Genomic DNA, 17428 nt, shown 5'->3' with positions numbered 1-17428 from the left:
TGTCCGTTCCCGTTCCCATGGCTATCCCAATGTCAGCTTGGGCAAGCGCAGGTGCATCGTTAATTCCATCGCCCGCCATGGCAACGATAGCGCCCGCCTGGCGCAGTTCTTTTACGATGCGGTTTTTATCTTCTGGTAGCACCTCGGCATGAAATTCCTCTATCTGTAGCGCATTTGCTATGGCCTTAGATGTAGTGGAGCTATCTCCCGTAAGCATGACGATTCTCACGCCATCTTCTTTTAGAAGTTTTAGCGCTTCTCTGGTCGAGTCTTTTATGGGGTCCGAAACGCCGAGGACGCCAGCGATACGACCGTCAATGCTAACAAACATAAGCGTTTGGCCCTCTTGGCGAAGGCTCTCTGCGCGCTCTGCTACCTCATCGAGCGTTATATTATTTTCGCTAAGTAAATTGCTGTTTCCAACAATTACAGTGCGTCCATTTACTTCTCCCTTAACTCCTTTTCCGGTGAAAGATTCGAAGTTCGAAAATGGAAAGAGTTTAACACCGCGTTCTCTTGCTCCGGAAACAATGGCCTGAGCTAGCGGATGTTCGCTTCCCATCTCGAGTGAACTTGCATAGGTTAAGAGTTCATCCTGACTAAAATTCTTGCTCGCATGAAGGTTTATAAGCTTTGGCTTTCCTAGCGTTAAAGTTCCCGTCTTATCGACCACGAGGGTGTTTACTTTTTCAAAGGCTTCAAGGGCCGCGGCATCCTTGATAAGAATTCCCATGCTAGCACCTTTTCCCGTTCCCACCATAATGGACATTGGCGTGGCAAGGCCCAGCGCACAAGGGCAAGCAATTATTAGCACGGCGACACTGTTTAGAATTGCTAGCGCCAGCCGTGGCTCGGGACCAAGGAACGCCCAGGATACAAAAGTTAGAGCCGCTATGAGGATAACGGCAGGGACAAAATAGGACGAAACCTTGTCGGCTAGGCGTTGAATTGGGGCTCTTGAGGTTTGCGCCTCGCTTACCAGGTGAATGATTTGCGAAAGAAGGGTATCGCCACCTACTCTGGTTGCCTTCATGACAAAGCTACCCGTGCCATTAATAGTTCCGCCGATGACTTTTGCCTCTAGGCCTTTCTGGGCCGGGAAGGGCTCGCCGGTTATCATGGACTCGTCGATGGTCGTCTTTCCCTCTAGAATAATCCCATCTACGGGAACCTTATCTCCGGGCTTAACTCTTAAGACCTCGCCTACTTTAAGTTCAGCAAGGGGAACAGTTTCCTCGGTGCCGTCTTCTTTAATTCTGGTGGCGCTAGGTGGTGCGAGCTCTAAGAGTTTTCGTATGGCACTGCTCGTCTTTGCGCGCGCTTTTAGCTCCAGCACTTGCCCCAGTAAGACCAAGCTCACAATGACGGCAGAAGCTTCAAAATAAATTGGCACGTGATTATCTACTCCCAAAAAACCATGGGGCAAAAAGTAGGGAAAGAGAACGGCAACCGCGCTATAAGTATAAGCTACGCCCACTCCCATGGCGATTAAGGTAAACATGTTAAGATTCTGGGTTAAGACCGAATTCCAACCTCGTTTAAAAAAAGGCCAAGCACCCCAAAGTACTACGGGAGTAGCAAGAAGTAGCTGAAGCCAAGACGAAAGCTGAGAAGAAATAAAGGTGGGCAACAAATTTCCGAAAACCATTTCGCCCATGGCGAGAAAAAAAATGGGCAGAGTGAGGAGCGCACTTAGAAAAAAACGCCGAGTCATTTCTCTTAGTTCTATTTCGCTTCCTTCCGCTAAAACGCCACCTTTTGGCTCAAGCGCCATGCCGCACTTAGGACAGTCTCCCGGTCCGATTTGCTCTACCTCGGGATGCATCGGGCAAGTATAAATCGTACCATTGCCTAACCCGCCTTTGTGAAGGGGGTTCTGCTCATGTGAGTTGGTTTTATGACAACAACTTTTGCTCATTAGCCGACTAATGCGTTAGATACAGCGGATATGCTTTCCGGATCGAAGGCTTGATAGCTAGTTGGATTTTTGTCTATGCGTTTTAAGAGTTTTGTAAGAACTCCTCCAGGTCCGAATTCAACTGTAATGTCTATTCTGCAGTCAGCTATCATTTGACTCATGGACTCAGTCCATCGGACAGGAGCGCAAACTTGTCTTTTTAATAACTCTCGTGCCTCACTAGCCGACGTAACAGCCTTTGCGGTAACGTTTGCGTAGATTGGAAAAGCTGGACATTTAAAAGTAGTGCGATCTAAATCAGCCCAAAGTTTCTCTGCAGCTGGCTTCATTAGCGAGCAATGAAAAGGAGCGCTTACCATTAGAGGAATAATTTTTGCTCCATTTTCCTTTAGCTTTTCAGAAGCCAAATCTATCCCAGCAACATCGCCCGCAATTACAGTCTGACCAGGGCAGTTTAGATTAGCTATCTCGGCTATGCCAGTATCAATACTGCTAAGTGTTGACGCAATCTCCTCTTCTTTTGGGCCCATAACAGCAACCATCTTTCCCATCCCTGGTTTAACGGCTTCTTGCATATAGCGCCCGCGCTTGTGAACAATACACACCGCATCCTCAAGCAAAAGACTGCCAGCGGCAACCAGTGCGGAATATTCGCCCAAACTGTGTCCTGCTCCAGCAGTTAGAGGCAGCGGCAAACAGGCAAACGACGCAATGCTTGTAGTCAATATAGCAGGCTGGGCAAACTCAGTAAGCGTAAGCTTTTCAATTGGCCCCTCAAAACACAAGCTCGAAAGTGAAATGCCCAGGGCCTTATCGACGCGTTCAAAGATTTCACGAGCTCTTTCGTCGCTCCCACAAAGCTCCTTGCCCATTCCAACCACTTGAGATCCCTGACCAGGAAATAAACCCGCTATTTTCATATTGCTGTATCAAATAACTATACCGTTTCCAAAAAGTAAGTTAAATATTTTACTTTTTGGAAACGGTATTTGTTGTTTATTGGCAAGTGCTTACCCACTTGCTGTTTATGCCATTTACAAAAATCCTTTTTGTAAATGGCATAAAATGTTTGTTAATAATTTCAACTACATAAGTCTAGCGAGCATTGTCGCAAGTATTGTCGCAAGTATTGTCGCACAACGCCCCAAGCTATGCAGTTTAGAGAAATCCAAGCTATTTATCAAATGTCGTGCTTTAGGCTTGTTGTTACTTAGCCGATTTAGACATAAAGGCACGGTTGTTTTCTAGAAGTGTCGGTGACTATTTGTCTCCGGAAGCTTCTTTCTAACTTAAAGGGCGGAAAGGATATAAATGGCAGGACAGGTTGCTCGACATAAAGTTATGATCGTCGACGATAATCCAAATGTCTTGCTGGTTCTTAAGGAGTTGTTGCTGCAAAATGATCTGGACCTAATGGTCGCTAACAACGCCAATGAAGCCATCTCGCAGTTAGCAAAAGACACTCCAGACATAATTATATGCGATGTGTTGATGCCTGGAATCGATGGGTATCACTTTCACAAAATCGTATCTAGTAGCAGTAAGTGGTGTAATATACCGTTTTTGTTCTTAACATCGCTAGCTTCCCGACAAGATATAAGGAATGGAAAGGAACAAGGCTGTGATGACTACTTGACTAAACCATTTGACCCAGATGATTTGCTGTCTGTCGTTAAGGGAAAGCTAAACTTGTCTAAGCAGCGAAGTTCTCTTAATCAGACGGCGCTAGATGAGTTTAGGCGGCGCATTATCAATACGCTCTCGCATGAATTTCGCACACCGCTAGTAGCTATCAATACTGGTTCTGAGTTGCTGCTAGATAGTGGCAATGCACTAGACGACGTAAAGACAAGACGCCTTATCGAGTCTATCAGCAGAGGTGGTCAACGTCTCCAGCGCCTAGTTAATGACTTTATGACGTTACAACAGGTAGATAGCGGTAGCGCGGCCAGTGCTCAAAAGTCCCTTGCAAAGAATCATTATCTTTTAGACATTGCAAGGGATGCCGTAGATTCGTTTCAAGAGTCGCAAGAACGCGCTGCTTCAGTAATAGAGATGGATGAAAGGTGCGATGCTGAGAATACTTCCGTTCTTGTTTATGCAATCCAAATATATGATGTCATAGAGCGTTTGCTGAGCAACGCTGTTAAATTTGGTGCAAATAGTGGTCCCATAACGGTAAGCGTACTTTGTAACGCGAGCACTGCGTCAGTGGTAGTTCGGGATCGCGGGCCGGGAATGTCCAATCGCGTAATCGAGCAAGCTTGTAGTGGTTTTTCGCAAATCGATAGAGATACGTTTGAACAGCAAGGTTGTGGGCTAGGGTTAACCATCGCGCGATATTTTACAGCGATTAATAACGGCGAGATTTTGTTTAGCACTCCTGAAGGCGGGGGTCTTGAAGTGGAAGTAAAATTTCCACGTGTTCGCACTGCCGAGTCCCAATAATAACGGCGATTGATTATTAGTAGTCTACTCATGCGCATCTTTTCTTGGATTATTGCAACGTTCTCACTTCTGTTAATTGCGAGCGCGTTCTATCTCGGCATATTGGCGACTACAGGCTGGCATTATGCGAGGCTACAAGAAAGATTTCTCCAAGGGTTGGAAAAAGGCACATCGCTGGAAGAGATATGTGCTAAACCAGAGTTTGCAATCTTGCTAGCAGACAAGATAGATAAGGTAAAGGGATTGGCAACTATTAGTAGGCTAGCGAAAGATGAAAAATTCGTTCGCGCAATTAGCTGGGTAACTACAAAAAAATCTATAGAACCTGGATTTAAGCAAGAGCTTCTAACGAAACTCGAAAAAATAGTTGCCTTGCAAGAGGACATCAAGTCAGTCAATGCCGTTGATGACGACTATGAAGCTAAGCTAAAACAGAAAACGGAAGATTACCTGCGAGCACATAAGGAGTTTTATGAATTATTGACTATTGGAGTCAATCGCATGGTAACCCCATCGCTTAACGCAAATGTGATTTCTATTTACAATAAATTGCGACAGTCTTGTAAAACTAATCAATACTGTCCAAAATTTCCGCCTTTAATTGCAACTTCAATGTAGTTTATCCCGGAATACATTTAACGTAGCTAGTTTTTACCACCGTATGAATTCCGCCTCTTATTTTAAAATCTCCTTCAACTATCATTGATTTTGGCGAGATTTTGGCAACCAGATCGTCGAGAATCTGATTGGTTACAGCCTCGTGGAACGCTCCTTCCTGACGGAATGACCAGAGATATAGCTTTAATGATTTTAGCTCCACGCATAGCTTAGCAGGCACGTAGCTAATGTTTATCGTCGCAAAGTCCGGCTGCCCAGTCATTGGGCAAAGGCAAGTAAATTCGTCGCAAGAAAAGCGAATTTCATAGTCGCGCCCAGGTCTCGGATTGTCAAATGTCAATATTTCCTTAGAAGGTGTCGACGGCATAACTAGCTCTTACCGCTCAATGTCTTTAAAAAAGAAGCTAGTAAGCTCTCGCCTTTGCTCGCTTCGGTTTTCTCGTTCTTGCTCGCTTCGACTAGCTGCTCTAACTCGCCGGCATCTAACCATATTCCGCCCGTATCTTGGCAACGGTCTATAACGACGCCGTGAATCACAACCTGTTCCATAGGCTTGCCAGTTATAGGGCTTAGGCGGCTTTGCTGCTGCTTGTTGGAGAGCCTATTTAGAGCTTCTTTGTTTTTTTTCTCGAAATAAGAATCCTCCTTCGCCCGCTTCATGTCATCCCAAGCATTTGTCATGCCCTTTTACCTCCAGATTTGTTAGTTATAGTCCTAATTGAGTGTCAAAAAATACGCCTGGGTATGTTATCACGTAATGACTGGTCTGCAAATTTGCGATGTACTTTTTTCCTAACAAGCCTTTGCTAGAGGCTTCGCTAGTTGCTAATATCGCGAGTGGCTAGGAAACTTCTAACTAGGGAATCACATTGCTATGAAATTAAAAGTTGGTAGAAAAATTATTATTGGCGGAATTTGCTTAGTGTTTATATGTGCTTTTATGGCTTGTTCGTCAAGCAAGAAAGGAGCGGGGCTGGGGTTAGGGGAGGATGGAGAATTTTCCGATAGTGATTTGTCGCTTTCTCAAAGGCGATGGGGTGATGGCAATATTCCACTTGCCTCTAGCAAGACCGAGGGGCTTTTTCAGGACATATTCTTTAACTACGACTCAGCTATGGTCGAAGAGTTACACCACGATCTTATTAAGGAAAATGCTAAGGCATTGGCGGCTGATTCGACTTTAAGAGTTGAGGTCGAGGGACATTGCGACAAGCGAGGCACTAATGAGTACAATTTGGCTTTGGGCGGTGAACGAGCGCGCAATATTGCGGAATTGCTGGTTAGTTACGGGGCGAGTTCCAAACAGGTAAGCACGATAAGTTATGGCGAGGAGGTTCCCGTTGACTCGGCTGATCAGGAGGATGCTTACGCCAAGAATAGGCGTGTTCATTTTGCAGTGATTAAGGACGGTGTGTAGATCGTTTTGAGAGGGCGTTTGAAGGCGGCAGTTTGAGAGCGCCATATTTAGTAATTATTTAATAAAATGAGTACTGTAAATCCGCATGCTCGATCGAAAGAATTCGATCGAGCGTTTGAGACTATTGCTCGCATTAAGTATGCAATAGGTGAAACTGTCGTAGGGCAGGACGAGCTACGCAGCCGTCTAATTGGAGCATTGATAACAGATGGCCATATATTGCTAGAAGGCGTTCCTGGCCTTGCAAAAACACTTTCCATCAAAGCTTTAGCTGAGGCCATAGATGCGCGGTTTCAGCGAATTCAGTTTACGCCGGATTTGTTGCCGGCTGATTTAATCGGAACAGAAGTGTTTAAGCCCCAAGATGGCACTTTTGAGGTTCGCAAGGGGCCGGTGTTTGCAAACTTAATTTTAGCAGACGAAATTAATCGCGCGCCGGCAAAGGTGCAATCTGCTCTGCTAGAGACGATGCAGGAAAAACAGGTTACCATAGGGGAAAAAACGCTTAGAGTGCCAACGCCGTTTTTTGTCATGGCTACTCAAAACCCGATTGAGCAGGAGGGCACTTATCCACTACCAGAAGCACAGATCGATCGCTTTATTATGAAAGTTCGCGTGGATTATCCAAGCCCAGAGATTGAGCGCCAAATGCTCGATTTGGTAACGCAGGAAAGTTTTCAAACAGACGTAAGGCCTCCAGTTGCAACTTTAGAGGATATTCTTCAGATAAAGAAACTTTTACACACCATATATGTCGACCAGAGGATAAGGAATTACATAGTCGATTTAGCATGGGCTACGAGGACACCCGCTAATTACGGTCTTAAGATGGATCGCCTCATAGAGCTAGGCGCATCGCCGCGTGCGTCGATAGCGCTATTCCTCATGGCGCGAGCAGAGGCGCTTTTTAGTGGGATGACTTATGTTACGCCTCAAAACGTAAAGGACGTTGCGATGGATGTCCTTAGGCATCGCGTAATGCCGACATACGAGGCTGAAGCTCAAGGCTTAAACTCGGATGCCCTCGTTTCAATGATCTTAGAGGGAGTTCAAGTACCGTAGCAGAAAGGAAATGGATCTCTTTAAATCTTCTACGCTTAGTCCGGAGACTCTAGCCGAAATTAGAAAGCTGCACTTTCAGACTAGGCGCATTGCTACAGAAGGAGTTTCGGGTCAATATCGCAGCGCCTTTCGCGGACATGGCATCGAATTCGAGGAAGTAAGACCATACCTCCCCGGAGATGATGTTCGGGCAATTGATTGGAAGGTAACGGCGCGCTGTCATGTTCCTCACATCAAGTCGTATCGCGAGGAACGCGAACTCACTGTGATGATTGCAATAGACACTAGTTCTTCAACGCTAACTGGAACGCGTAATCAGCTCAGAGAGGCCTTGATTGCGCGCGTGGGGGCGGTGTTGACGCTAATCGCACTAAACAATAACGATAAGGTGGGTTTGGTGACCTATTCGAGCGATGTCGACACATTTCATCCGCCGAGAAAGGGGCGCGGAGCAGTTTGGCGCGTGCTTAGAGAAGTGATGGCCGATTCTAGCTCCTCAACTGGAATAGTTCGCTCGACCAATTTAAGTGGGTTGTTCGGTTTCTTGAGCAAAGTTTTAAGGCGACAGTCTGTAGTGTTTATACTATCGGATTTTTTTTGCAGTAATTTTGAGCAGTCCCTTGGGGCGCTTTCTAAATCGCATGACGTTACTGCTATAGTGATACGAGATTCAGCCGATAGCGTTTTGCCTATTGCCGGTCTGGTTAACATTGTAGAGCCCGAGACCAATAATGCCGTTCTCGTAGATTGCAGAGATGCAGTTTTTAGGGCTACTTATGAAGAGGAATCTCGCAGAGCTAAGAGAGAACTAGAATCGCTTTTTATGCGTAACCGTATTGGTTTTATTAATTTGCAGACTGATGAGCCATTTATCCCAAAGCTGCAAAGTTACTTTAGCTCAAAAAAAACTCGTCATAGTGGACGCCTTGGCTAAGGTTAAATAGTATGATTTTTTCGGTCTACGGAATTCACGACCCTTCTACTGCGTTCAATGACATAAAACCACTTCCGGAATTTTCGCCGTTTGGCCTTGGACTACTTGCAGTTTTTGCTCTTTTGACTTTGTTGATCTTATCCCTCTTATATTGGGTTCTCTTTAAGAGGCGTAAAGGGCCAACGCCTCTACTAGTTGTTAAGAAACCCCATGAGGTGGCGCTAGAGGAACTTCTGAGTTTGCGCCAGCAAAGAAATACGAGCGAACTCGATATTAGGCAGCTAGCCGCGGCACTGTCGCTCACTTTTAGGGGCTATTTGGAGGCAGTGTTTAAATTTTCTGCAACCGAGGCTACTAGCAAAGAAATTATTTCTGTATTGCCACAACGCATTGCTAAGATGTTGCCAATGCTTAAGCAAGAGAGATTGTCAGAGGTGGTGCAGGAGAGCAGTAGTATTTTGAATTTTATCCAGTATCTGTGTTTCGCAGATGACTCGCAGCAAAAATATTTTTTGGAAGGAAGAGAAGTCGAAGATGTTCTGACGAAAACCGAGAGGTTAATTCGCTCCTTAAATCAGGATTTTGAGAGTGAAGAAGAGCGCAGGTCTTCTTCTGCGAATAGTAAGGCGCATGATGTACAGGGGGATGCTGGATATGCGGTTTGAGTCACCATGGGCTTTTTTACTTTTGCTGTTTATTCCATTTTTTCTGGACGGTGCTATACGTAGTCGGTTCAGAAAGCCGAAAGATGGTGCAGGTGCTATTAGATTTTCGTCTCCCGTAGACATTTTTGCTATTCCTAGATCGCGGCGCACTGTGTGCAGAGCAAAGGTGTTGTCGGCACTTAAGCTGTTAAGTTTCGTCATGTTTACTATTGCTCTGGCGCGCCCGCAGTCTGGAAATCAGTTTAGTGAAATTGAGGCTAGCGGACGCGATATAATATTAGCTCTAGACGTGTCGGGTAGTATGCAGGCTCTAGACTTTTTTTTACAAGACGAGAGGGTAGATAGGCTAACGGCTTTAAAGTTTGTCGTTAAAGAGTTCATAAAGGCAAGAGTAGCAGATAGAATAGGACTAGTTGTTTTTGGGGATCAGGCTTTTACTCAATGCCCTCTCACTCTCGATCACGATATCCTTAACGCTTTTGTCGATAGCATGGAAATAGGAATGGCCGGTCAAGGGACCGCGATTGGGAGTGCGCTTGCGATTGCTCTAAAGCAAATTAAGGAAATTGAATCAAATTCGAGGACAGTCGTGCTCGTTACTGATGGCAAGAATAATTCTGGTGCCATCAGTCCACTAGAAGCAGCTAAGATTGCGAAGGAACTAAACACTAAAGTTCACGCAATTGGTATAGGGGATTCTGGGTATGCGCCGTTTCCGGTGCGTGGCATTTTTGGAGGCACTACTTTGGTAGACCGCAAGATGGAGTACGACGAAGAAACTCTTAAGAAAATTGCTAGCACGACGGAGGGAGAATATTTTAATGCTAAAAATACCGAAGAGCTAAAGAGGGTATATGCAGAAATTGACAAACTGGAAGTGCGCGACGAAAAGACCTTTGAGTATGTGGATTATCGAGAGCGCTTCTTTCCCTTTATCGTGATTGGCCTTTTGTCGTTTATGACACACTTGTTCTTATCTGCTACTGTGTTTTTAAAAATTCCATAACAACTTAAAAGTTATATGCAATTTGCAAATGCGCACCTGTCATGGCTTTTTCTCGCTGGAATTATCAGTGGAGCGTTTTGCTGGTGGCAGCGCGTAAATAGCAGGAGGCAGCTTGAAAATTTTGTCGACATATCTCTATGGGATGCGGTTATTCCCGATTTTAATCGCCATGGCCGCAAACGCCTATTGGAGAGCGCATTTGCCGTTATGGTTGTGTTAGCGGCTATTTTTTCACTGTTGAGACCGCAATGGGGATTTGTTTGGCAAAAGGGCCACAAGAGAGGTGTTGATATAGTCTTAGCTGTCGATGTGTCGCATAGCATGTTAGCCGAAGACATTTCGCCTACGCGACTCGAGCGAGTGAGGCGGGAAATTCTCGATCTTCTATCTCATCTCCAGGGCGATCGCGTTGCTTTAGTCACGTTTGCAGGAACTGCGTTTCTACAAACTCCGTTTACGGTTGACTATGGCACTTTTAGAAGTTTTGTGGATTCCCTTTCGCCGGATTTGATACCGCTACAGGGAAGTAATTTAGAAGGTGCTTTGCGAAAGTCCATGCAGGCAATTAAGCAAAAGAACTCTAAAGTGTCTTCGGCGCGAGAACACGCGATAATTCTCTTTACAGATGGCGAGTCGTTTTCTGGTGATTTGAGTGCAGTCCGAGCTGAGGCGACAGCAAGTAACACCAAGATATTTATTATAGGAGTTGGAACTGAAACTGGTTCACCCATAAAGCTTTCCGATGGGCGTTATAAGAAAAACAACTTGGGAGAAACGGTGATATCGAGGCTTAATGAGGAACCCTTAAAACAGCTAGCCGCCGAAACTGGTGGTATTTATGTTAAGTCCATTACCTCCGATGGGGATACAGAGATAATTTACGATTCCGGAATAAAGCAGACCTTGAGCTCGAGTACGGTTGAGGGTTCGCGTAAGAAACAATGGAACGAATATTTTCAGCTCCCTCTTTCTATAGCTATACTGTTTTTGCTATTGCCGTGCTTAGCTGAGTTGTTACATCCGGCAACTGGTTTGCTGAAGGCATTTAAGTTTCGTTTGTTGAAAAAAGCATCTCGGAATGGTTAAGCAAACACAGATAGGACTATTGTGCTGTTTGGCTTTGGCGTTTGCGGCTGATGCGCAAGCGCAATTTGAAGAGTTTTTGGGAAGAGCTGCAAGCGATAGTTATAAGGTTGGTGATTTTGAGTTGGCGCTAAAAAAATTTGGCGAAGGTGCTAGAGAGAACCCAGAGGATTATCGCTTTTTTGTTGGCGAAGGAGCCAGCAATTATAGATTGGGGCGTTTTGAAGAGGCGCAGGCGAGCTTTTTTAAGGCGGTAGAGGCCGCGAATGACTCTTCGTCGAAGGGATTTGCTATTTACAATGCTGGCAATTCGCTTGTCCAGCTTGGACAATTTGAGGATGCAATTAAGACTTACGAGGAGGCTCTAAAGTTAATTCCAGACGACAAGGAAACAAAGGAAAATCTCGCCTATGTTAAGAGACTTTTAGAAGAAAAGAAAAAGCAGGAGCAACAAGAGAAAAAGGAGCAAAGTTCTAAGAATCAGTCTAAAGAAGAAAAATCTGAATCTCAAGATTCAGAGGATAAGGGCGATAAGGGGAGTTCTGGCGACGAGCTAAAAGAAGAGCAAGAAAAACAGTTTACTGAGCAACAGGAGGAGCAGGAAAAACAGCAGCCGGAGACTAGGCCGCAACAGGATTCGCAAGGCGAGCAGGAGGAGCAACAACAACAGTCGCCGCAGCAGGGGGGAGAGGAAGAGCAGGAGGAGCTTTTAAAGCAAGAAGATGCGCGTGGGGAAGCAGAGGAGAAAACTGCTAAACAGGAGGCTCAGGAGAGTGAGTCCAAGAACGAGGCGGGAGAGGATAGTAATGCTTCGGAACGAGGTGATGGTGAAGCCGATATGGCTGATGGCGCAGAGGAGGAAGATTCGAGTGGCGAGTACGGCAATCAACTAGAGTTTTTGCTTGGGAATGTGGAGGAAAGTCGCGAAGCGCATTTGGAGCACCTAAAGCGCAAAGCCTTGCGTGAACTAAATGCGAGTCAGGAAGACTTACCGGAAAATGATTGGTAGAGGAAAATGGTTTGAATCTTTAGTATGAGAGAATTTGATTAGAATAATGCTGTCACCTAGGAACTGTGTTCGATTATTTATCGCCTTGTCTATTTGGGCATTAGTTGTCTCTACTGCATGTACTGTGGCATTGGCTTCGGCGCCAGAGGTGAAATTATCTCTTCAGCCAAGATCCGGAAGCCTAGAGGATGAGTTTGTGTTAAAAGTCGCGGTTAGCGATACCAGCGATTCGCTAGAAGGGCCAAGTTTTGAAGCTAGTGAAAAGTTTGAGTTTGAAGCACTCGGAACCGCCATTAAGCAATATTTTATTAATGGGCATTCCGAATCGAATAAGACATTTTCTTTTCGCATAATTCTAAGTCCATCGCTGGCTCCTGGCACTTATCAGCTTCCGGATGGGTATTTTATTAATGGAACGCAGAGAATAAGTTTCAAGCTTCCTTCTCTGACTATTCTGCCTACGAGCGAAGCTATTGCCGAAAATACCAAGGGTAGTGAGCTAAGCCATAAGGTTAGCAAGGAGTCACCATTCGTCGGCGAGCAAATATTGTATGAAACTAGGTTCAGGTCGCAGGCAAAAATATTTGGTGCGGAACTTACGCCCATCGAACTTACTGGCTTTTGGCGCGAATCTTTTGGCGAAGCTGGAAGTAAGTCATACACGGATAGTAATGCTAGTTTCCAAGTTCTTACCTTGCGCGAATCTTTGTTCCCAACAACCGCGGGAACACTAGGTATTCCCGCCAGGAGGTTAACAGCATCATTGCAAGTTCCTTCTAGTTATTTCGACAAGAGATACTTTGAGCCCTTTGCTCAGAGGTTGCCTAGTATATTTGATATGAATGTCTTTAGTGATGCTGTAAGGAAAAATTTTGTCGCACCTGCTATTTCGCTGAGCGCAAAACCCTTGCCACCTCCACCTGTCTCAGGGCTCTCCTATACCCCAGTGGGAAAAGTTAAACTAGCATCTTCTGTGGATAAGGTGCTTATACGAAGCAACCAAAGTGCCACTATGACTGTTGAGTTATATGGCGACGCCAATTTGCGGCCATACGAGATTCCAGAATCCAGGGATGATAACTTTAAGGTTTATGCCGACAAGCCGGAAATTGAGGCGTTCTTAGAAAATGACAGAGTTTTTTTCAAAAAGAAATTTACTTTTGCTCTCATCCCTCAAAAAATCGGTGAGCTCACGGTTCCGAGGTTTGACATAGTAGTTTTCGATCCAGAAAGTGCTTCTTATGAGATCCTAAAAACTCCTAGCCGTTCAGTCGTAGTCGATGCGGTTTCAAGTGACGAACATATTGACGCTAAGTCGTCTACAAGCGGTGCTGGAGTTGTGGATGCTCGGCAAGAAAAACAAGCGGTAAAAGTTCTAGGCGAAGATCTATTGCCGCAGCGCGTCTCGGATGAATTGTATAGAGAAACTAAGCCAATCGAAAATCGCTTTATTGTCATAGTTTTTGTTGTTGTGCCGATACTGGCTTTTTCAGTCTGCGTATTTGCTGAGCATTGGCTAAGAGTTTCGGCCGATCCTAACGCGGCTCTGAGAAGGAGAGCGCAAAGTATAGCTATGCAGGACATTGAGGCTCTTAAGGATACGCGCGGAGATAAAATCAGCGATGAGCTTTCGCAAATAGCAAGAACGTATTTAGCCAATAAGTTTTCTTGTAAATGTGCAAGCATGACTCCCTCTGAGATAGAACGGTTGATTTCTGTTAAACTTAGCGATCACAAGTTAGCTACTAATGTAGCGCAGTATCTAGCAAAGCTAGAAAGATTGAGATTTAGCAATGCGTTAGGTGCGGACGAAAGTGGTAGTGATATAGTGGGAGAGGCAAGGGTGCTGATTAATGAATTGGATAAACATATTTAATAGAGCTCTGTTCGTTTGGTGTTTTGGTATGTTGGTTTTCGGCACGGCCTGCTGTGCTCTAGCTCAAGTGCAAGCCGATTTTGTCGAAGTGATTAAGGCGGGGAATGACAGCTACGAGAAGCAGGATTACGTTAAGGCTAAAGAAAGTTACGAGAGTGTTCTTGTTACGGGATTTGACAATCCTCATTTGCGGTATAATCTCGGCAACGCATATTACAGGCTGGGCGAATATGGGAAAAGTATTGCAAACTACCGGCGAGCATTTGCAGAAATCCCTCGAGATCCAGATCTGAGCGCAAATTTGTCCTTGGCTAGAAAGAAGGCAATTGACAAGCTAGATTATTCCGAAGATTCATGGTTTTCAGTTTTTGCCAATGTTTTGCTTCTGGGAACAAAGGTGAGCGATAGAGAGCTACGCGTAGGATTCTTAATGTCTTATGCGTGTTTTTGGATAATCGGTGTGATTTGCTATTTTAAACGCACTGCTCTTTTGGCAACGTCCTTAGCCCTAAGTCTTTTTGTTACAGTTGTTTGTGCAGTAGGTACGTTTGCGAGCAGGCAGGGAATAGACGGTTTGCGAAGGTTTTCTATAGAGAGCGCGCAGGCTGGAGTAATAGTGACAAAAGAGGCCAAGGTGTATTCGGGTAACTCTGATTCGTTTCAGGTCGTTTTTGTGCTGCACGATGGTGCTGAAGTAGATGTTGCCGAGCAGAGAGGCGAATGGCTAGAGATAGTCCTTCCGGCAGAACGTAGTGGCTGGGTAAAACGACAGCAAATCGAACTACTTTGATTGGATCTACAAGATGCCTTCTGCTAATAACTTGTATTTATTGTTTTTCCCTACTTAAATAAGGAATCTAGTACCTTAGCGGCTCCTCCAGCACCTGGAATTAGTTTTTCAATTTGCCTCTGTGCCGCTTCTTTAGCGGTATTTTTGGCTGCTCGCTTAAACAACTCTGTAGTGTCTGGCACAACCAGGGTTGACTCATTTTGACGTGTTATTACTACAGGGATTACGATGTTATCTCCCTCATCTAAGAGCAAGGCAAGTTTTGGCTGCGACAGCACCATGCTCTTTGCAAGCAGGGGTGTAAGTTTTAACTGCGTTTTTAGCTTTAGTGAGCCGTTAAAATTAATATCGCCGTGACCGCTAATAATATAGAGTGGATGCTCCAAAAGCATCGTGCTAAGTGACATAATCTCGTCGCGAATAGAAATGTCGCTTATTAGTTTAGTAAATGCCGTATCGCTACTTTGGAAAATACCTCGATGCTTTTCTGGTATATAGGCACTAAGGGCCTCGCCAAGCCCAGGAATTTGATTAATTTTTGCCAAAGCCTGTCCTGCTATGTTTACACCCTCTATTGCGCCATTAGATACGGCGAAACGAGTCGAGCTAGCAAGAGTTGGCATTAGCCTCTGTGCTTCTGCCTTAGCGTTAATGGTTAAGTGATCCATGGTCCCACTCAGTGATATTTTACTCGTTGGCATTAAAGCATTCGAGAGCAAGGAAGAATCCAGATTTAAACCCTTTAACGCTACTTCGAAGTCCTGCTGAGGATTTTGCTTTAGATATCCCTGAAGTTCAATATTCCCGCTAAAGGCATCCAAGGAACTTGGCTTTAGAAATATTGTCTCTGGTTTTAGCATTACCGCCACTTTAATGTTTTTGCCTTCAATTCCAGCAAGTTGTGCGTTCCCGGCTAAAATGCTAACGTTGCCGCTTTGATTTTCGGTTCCGTAAGTTGCAGTTATCTTCATATCTTCAATCGACGATGTTTGGAGCGCTTTAGACGTAGGCGCAAATGGACTAACAAGTGGCCACACATTTAACTTATTAGTGCTAATCACTGCTGCGATGAGCGGGTTTGTAAGCGATGAGACTTTAAAACCAAGGTCGATGTTCTGTTCGGCTATAGCCAAGGATATTTTTTTTGACGATATTGTGTCCTGAGCTAGCGCAATCTGACCATTTATTTTGTTAACCGTTAATGCCGGTGAATTGCTTCCCTCCTTTGAGGGCGCACTAACTTTTGCTCCAACGTCTTGTAGTTCTATTTGGCCAGTCATTTTAGGCTTGTTGGCCTCAGCGCCAGATCGTGCCATTGATACGTAAATGTTGCTTTTTAGTTTGCCTTCCAGTCCAAATGGTTGAAGCATTGGAAGTATAGTTGACAAGTCTGCTAGTGACATGTCTTGGGAGCTTAGATTTAAGGAAATGCTATCCTTACCTATGTTAAAAGGAGCATTTAAAGATAAATTTCCAAGCGCAAGTGTTGCGGTTTTTGCGGAGATGTCACCGAGGAGCGAAGCGGTAGCGGATAGGTTGATCTTAAGAGTAGTGCCGGCTTTTTTGTCTAATATGTTTTCAAAAACGATACTTGAACTTGAAGCATCGAGATTAGCAGAGATATTGGCATCGGAACCCTTCTCCATTGAAATATTCGTAGACAAAGAAAATGTTTCTCCAAGTTCTGCTTTTTCGAGTTTGATGTCATAGGTCTCGAGTGTAGTGTTTAATTTTTTTAGAGATATGTCATTAAGATCGAGACTTAAGTTCGATGGGAAGCCCTCTAAGGGGTTTCCAAGGATTCCGTTTAATTGGATGCTTTTCGCGTTGTCGCTAAATGCCTTAGCTGATAGTTCAATGCGAGCTTTGCCGGCAAGGTCTATCTCATCTAGTCGTGTATTGATGTCAGAGATAGTTAGCTTTGCAGTCGGCGTTACAGTCTCGTCTATCCAGTTTAGCGAGGTATTTACTACTTGAACCGCATCAATGTTTATGGAAATAGGCGTACCTCCAGCCTCAGTCGAGGAATTGTTTTCATTTTTATTGGTTCGTGCTGCCTGAGCGAGTGGTATTCCGGCAATAGTAAGTGTTCCGTCTGCTTTTCTCCTGATAGACACATTGGCGTTTTCTACGCCTATCTCTGAAACTGACAAACGCCCTCGCATTATGTCTAGCGGGCTACTTGAAAGCAGCAAAGCCTTTACCGAAGAGGTCTCGCCCTCATTATCCGGCGAACTTTTTATAGAAAGATCGTTAAGGCGTATGGCGATACGAGGAAAGAATTTTAGGTCAATCTCTCCGAAACTTAGCGGTGCGTTAATAGCCTGCGACAGCATAGTTTCGAGTTGTGGCCTAAAAGTCTTTGCGATTGAATTGGCGTTCCAGACCACAACGGCCGCCATTAGTAAACCAATAAAGAGAAAACCAAGGAGTATTTTTAGTGTCAATTTCATGTTAAAAAGTCAGCTTTTTTCGTTCGTCTATAAGCCAAGCGTTAGTCCAAATTTGTTCCCAAAGCTTCAGGCAAAAAGCTCGATTTGGCAAGTGATTCAGAGAGATTCCTTTTTTTGGTATTTTGGTGTAAATTTGTGCCTTATTCGAG

General features: G+C 44.8%; 16 protein-coding genes. 11 read left to right on the top strand and 5 right to left on the bottom strand.

Going from position 1 to position 17428, the window contains the following annotated elements; all coding sequences use genetic code 11:
- Positions 1-1918: copper-translocating P-type ATPase (locus IT291_06130; GenBank protein ID MCC6220799.1), on the bottom strand; the 1918-nt coding region annotated here is incomplete at its 3' end.
- A complete protein-coding gene (fabD, locus tag IT291_06125; GenBank protein MCC6220798.1) occupies positions 1918-2838 on the bottom strand; it encodes an ACP S-malonyltransferase in 921 nt (306 codons plus the stop codon). The genes fabD and IT291_06130, both read right to left, overlap by 1 nt.
- Positions 2839-3229: 391 nt before the next feature.
- On the opposite strand from fabD, the gene IT291_06120 reads away from it, so the two are divergent.
- The gene (locus IT291_06120; GenBank protein ID MCC6220797.1) at positions 3230-4366 is read left to right on the top strand and encodes a hybrid sensor histidine kinase/response regulator; all 1137 of its coding nucleotides are present in this window, start codon (positions 3230-3232) and stop codon (positions 4364-4366) included.
- Between the two features lie 30 nt (positions 4367-4396).
- A complete protein-coding gene (locus IT291_06115; protein ID MCC6220796.1) occupies positions 4397-4984 on the top strand; it encodes a hypothetical protein in 588 nt (195 codons plus the stop codon).
- Between the two features lies 1 nt (position 4985).
- Here IT291_06115 and queF read toward each other — a convergent pair whose 3' ends face one another.
- Positions 4986-5351, bottom strand: a complete 366-nt coding sequence (gene queF, locus IT291_06110; GenBank protein ID MCC6220795.1) for an NADPH-dependent 7-cyano-7-deazaguanine reductase QueF — start codon at positions 5349-5351, stop codon at positions 4986-4988.
- A 2-nt stretch (positions 5352-5353) separates the two neighbouring features.
- The gene (locus IT291_06105) at positions 5354-5665 is read right to left on the bottom strand and encodes a zf-TFIIB domain-containing protein (GenBank protein ID MCC6220794.1); all 312 of its coding nucleotides are present in this window, start codon (positions 5663-5665) and stop codon (positions 5354-5356) included.
- Between the two features lie 193 nt (positions 5666-5858).
- Between IT291_06105 and IT291_06100 the strand changes: the two genes are divergently transcribed.
- The 9 genes from IT291_06100 (at position 5859) to IT291_06060 (ending at position 14826) form a co-directional block, all read left to right on the top strand.
- A complete protein-coding gene (locus tag IT291_06100; protein ID MCC6220793.1) occupies positions 5859-6401 on the top strand; it encodes an OmpA family protein in 543 nt (180 codons plus the stop codon).
- Between the two features lie 66 nt (positions 6402-6467).
- Positions 6468-7463 (top strand): MoxR family ATPase, encoded by a 996-nt coding sequence (locus IT291_06095; GenBank protein ID MCC6220792.1) that lies wholly within the window; start codon positions 6468-6470, stop codon positions 7461-7463.
- Positions 7464-7473: 10 nt separating this feature from the next.
- Positions 7474-8397 carry a DUF58 domain-containing protein gene (locus tag IT291_06090; GenBank protein ID MCC6220791.1) on the top strand — a complete coding sequence of 308 codons (924 nt, stop codon included), beginning with the start codon at positions 7474-7476 and terminating at the stop codon, positions 8395-8397.
- 11 nt (positions 8398-8408) lie between these two features.
- On the top strand, positions 8409-9062 hold the full coding sequence (locus IT291_06085; protein ID MCC6220790.1) for a hypothetical protein: 654 nt from the start codon (positions 8409-8411) through the stop codon (positions 9060-9062).
- Positions 8986-10068: a VWA domain-containing protein gene (locus IT291_06080; GenBank protein MCC6220789.1), complete on the top strand. Its 1083-nt coding sequence runs from the start codon at positions 8986-8988 to the stop codon at positions 10066-10068. Before IT291_06085 ends, IT291_06080 begins: the two co-directional genes overlap by 77 nt.
- A gap of 15 nt (positions 10069-10083) precedes the next feature.
- A complete protein-coding gene (locus IT291_06075; protein ID MCC6220788.1) occupies positions 10084-11154 on the top strand; it encodes a VWA domain-containing protein in 1071 nt (356 codons plus the stop codon).
- Positions 11147-12160 (top strand): tetratricopeptide repeat protein, encoded by a 1014-nt coding sequence (locus IT291_06070; protein MCC6220787.1) that lies wholly within the window; start codon positions 11147-11149, stop codon positions 12158-12160. Before IT291_06075 ends, IT291_06070 begins: the two co-directional genes overlap by 8 nt.
- 46 nt (positions 12161-12206) lie before the next feature.
- Entirely contained in the window at positions 12207-14036 is a 1830-nt protein-coding gene (locus IT291_06065; GenBank protein MCC6220786.1) for a BatD family protein, read from the top strand.
- Positions 14014-14826, top strand: a complete 813-nt coding sequence (locus IT291_06060; GenBank protein MCC6220785.1) for a tetratricopeptide repeat protein — start codon at positions 14014-14016, stop codon at positions 14824-14826. Before IT291_06065 ends, IT291_06060 begins: the two co-directional genes overlap by 23 nt.
- Positions 14827-14876: 50 nt before the next feature.
- On the opposite strand, the gene IT291_06055 is transcribed toward IT291_06060, so the two are convergent.
- Complete coding sequence (locus tag IT291_06055; protein MCC6220784.1) at positions 14877-17279, bottom strand: DUF748 domain-containing protein; 2403 nt, start codon at positions 17277-17279, stop codon at positions 14877-14879.
- Positions 17280-17428: the final 149 nt, after the last annotated feature.

It is taken from the genome of Deltaproteobacteria bacterium, from assembly GCA_020845775.1.
Lineage (GTDB): Bacteria > Bdellovibrionota_C > UBA2361 > SZUA-149 > JADLFC01 > JADLFC01.
The sequence above is the reverse complement of the archived record's forward strand: the minus strand, read 5'-3'. Positions and strand labels throughout refer to the sequence as shown.

Coding starts and splice junctions, on each gene's coding strand:
- fabD (MCC6220798.1), bottom strand. CDS start 2,838: ATGAAAATAGCGGGTTTATTTCCTGGTCAGGGATCTCAAGTGGTTGGA.
- IT291_06120 (MCC6220797.1), top strand. CDS start 3,230: ATGGCAGGACAGGTTGCTCGACATAAAGTTATGATCGTCGACGATAAT.
- IT291_06115 (MCC6220796.1), top strand. CDS start 4,397: ATGCGCATCTTTTCTTGGATTATTGCAACGTTCTCACTTCTGTTAATT.
- queF (MCC6220795.1), bottom strand. CDS start 5,351: ATGCCGTCGACACCTTCTAAGGAAATATTGACATTTGACAATCCGAGA.
- IT291_06105 (MCC6220794.1), bottom strand. CDS start 5,665: ATGACAAATGCTTGGGATGACATGAAGCGGGCGAAGGAGGATTCTTAT.
- IT291_06100 (MCC6220793.1), top strand. CDS start 5,859: ATGAAATTAAAAGTTGGTAGAAAAATTATTATTGGCGGAATTTGCTTA.
- IT291_06095 (MCC6220792.1), top strand. CDS start 6,468: ATGAGTACTGTAAATCCGCATGCTCGATCGAAAGAATTCGATCGAGCG.
- IT291_06090 (MCC6220791.1), top strand. CDS start 7,474: ATGGATCTCTTTAAATCTTCTACGCTTAGTCCGGAGACTCTAGCCGAA.
- IT291_06085 (MCC6220790.1), top strand. CDS start 8,409: ATGATTTTTTCGGTCTACGGAATTCACGACCCTTCTACTGCGTTCAAT.
- IT291_06075 (MCC6220788.1), top strand. CDS start 10,084: ATGCAATTTGCAAATGCGCACCTGTCATGGCTTTTTCTCGCTGGAATT.
- IT291_06070 (MCC6220787.1), top strand. CDS start 11,147: ATGGTTAAGCAAACACAGATAGGACTATTGTGCTGTTTGGCTTTGGCG.
- IT291_06065 (MCC6220786.1), top strand. CDS start 12,207: ATGCTGTCACCTAGGAACTGTGTTCGATTATTTATCGCCTTGTCTATT.
- IT291_06060 (MCC6220785.1), top strand. CDS start 14,014: ATGAATTGGATAAACATATTTAATAGAGCTCTGTTCGTTTGGTGTTTT.
- IT291_06055 (MCC6220784.1), bottom strand. CDS start 17,279: ATGAAATTGACACTAAAAATACTCCTTGGTTTTCTCTTTATTGGTTTA.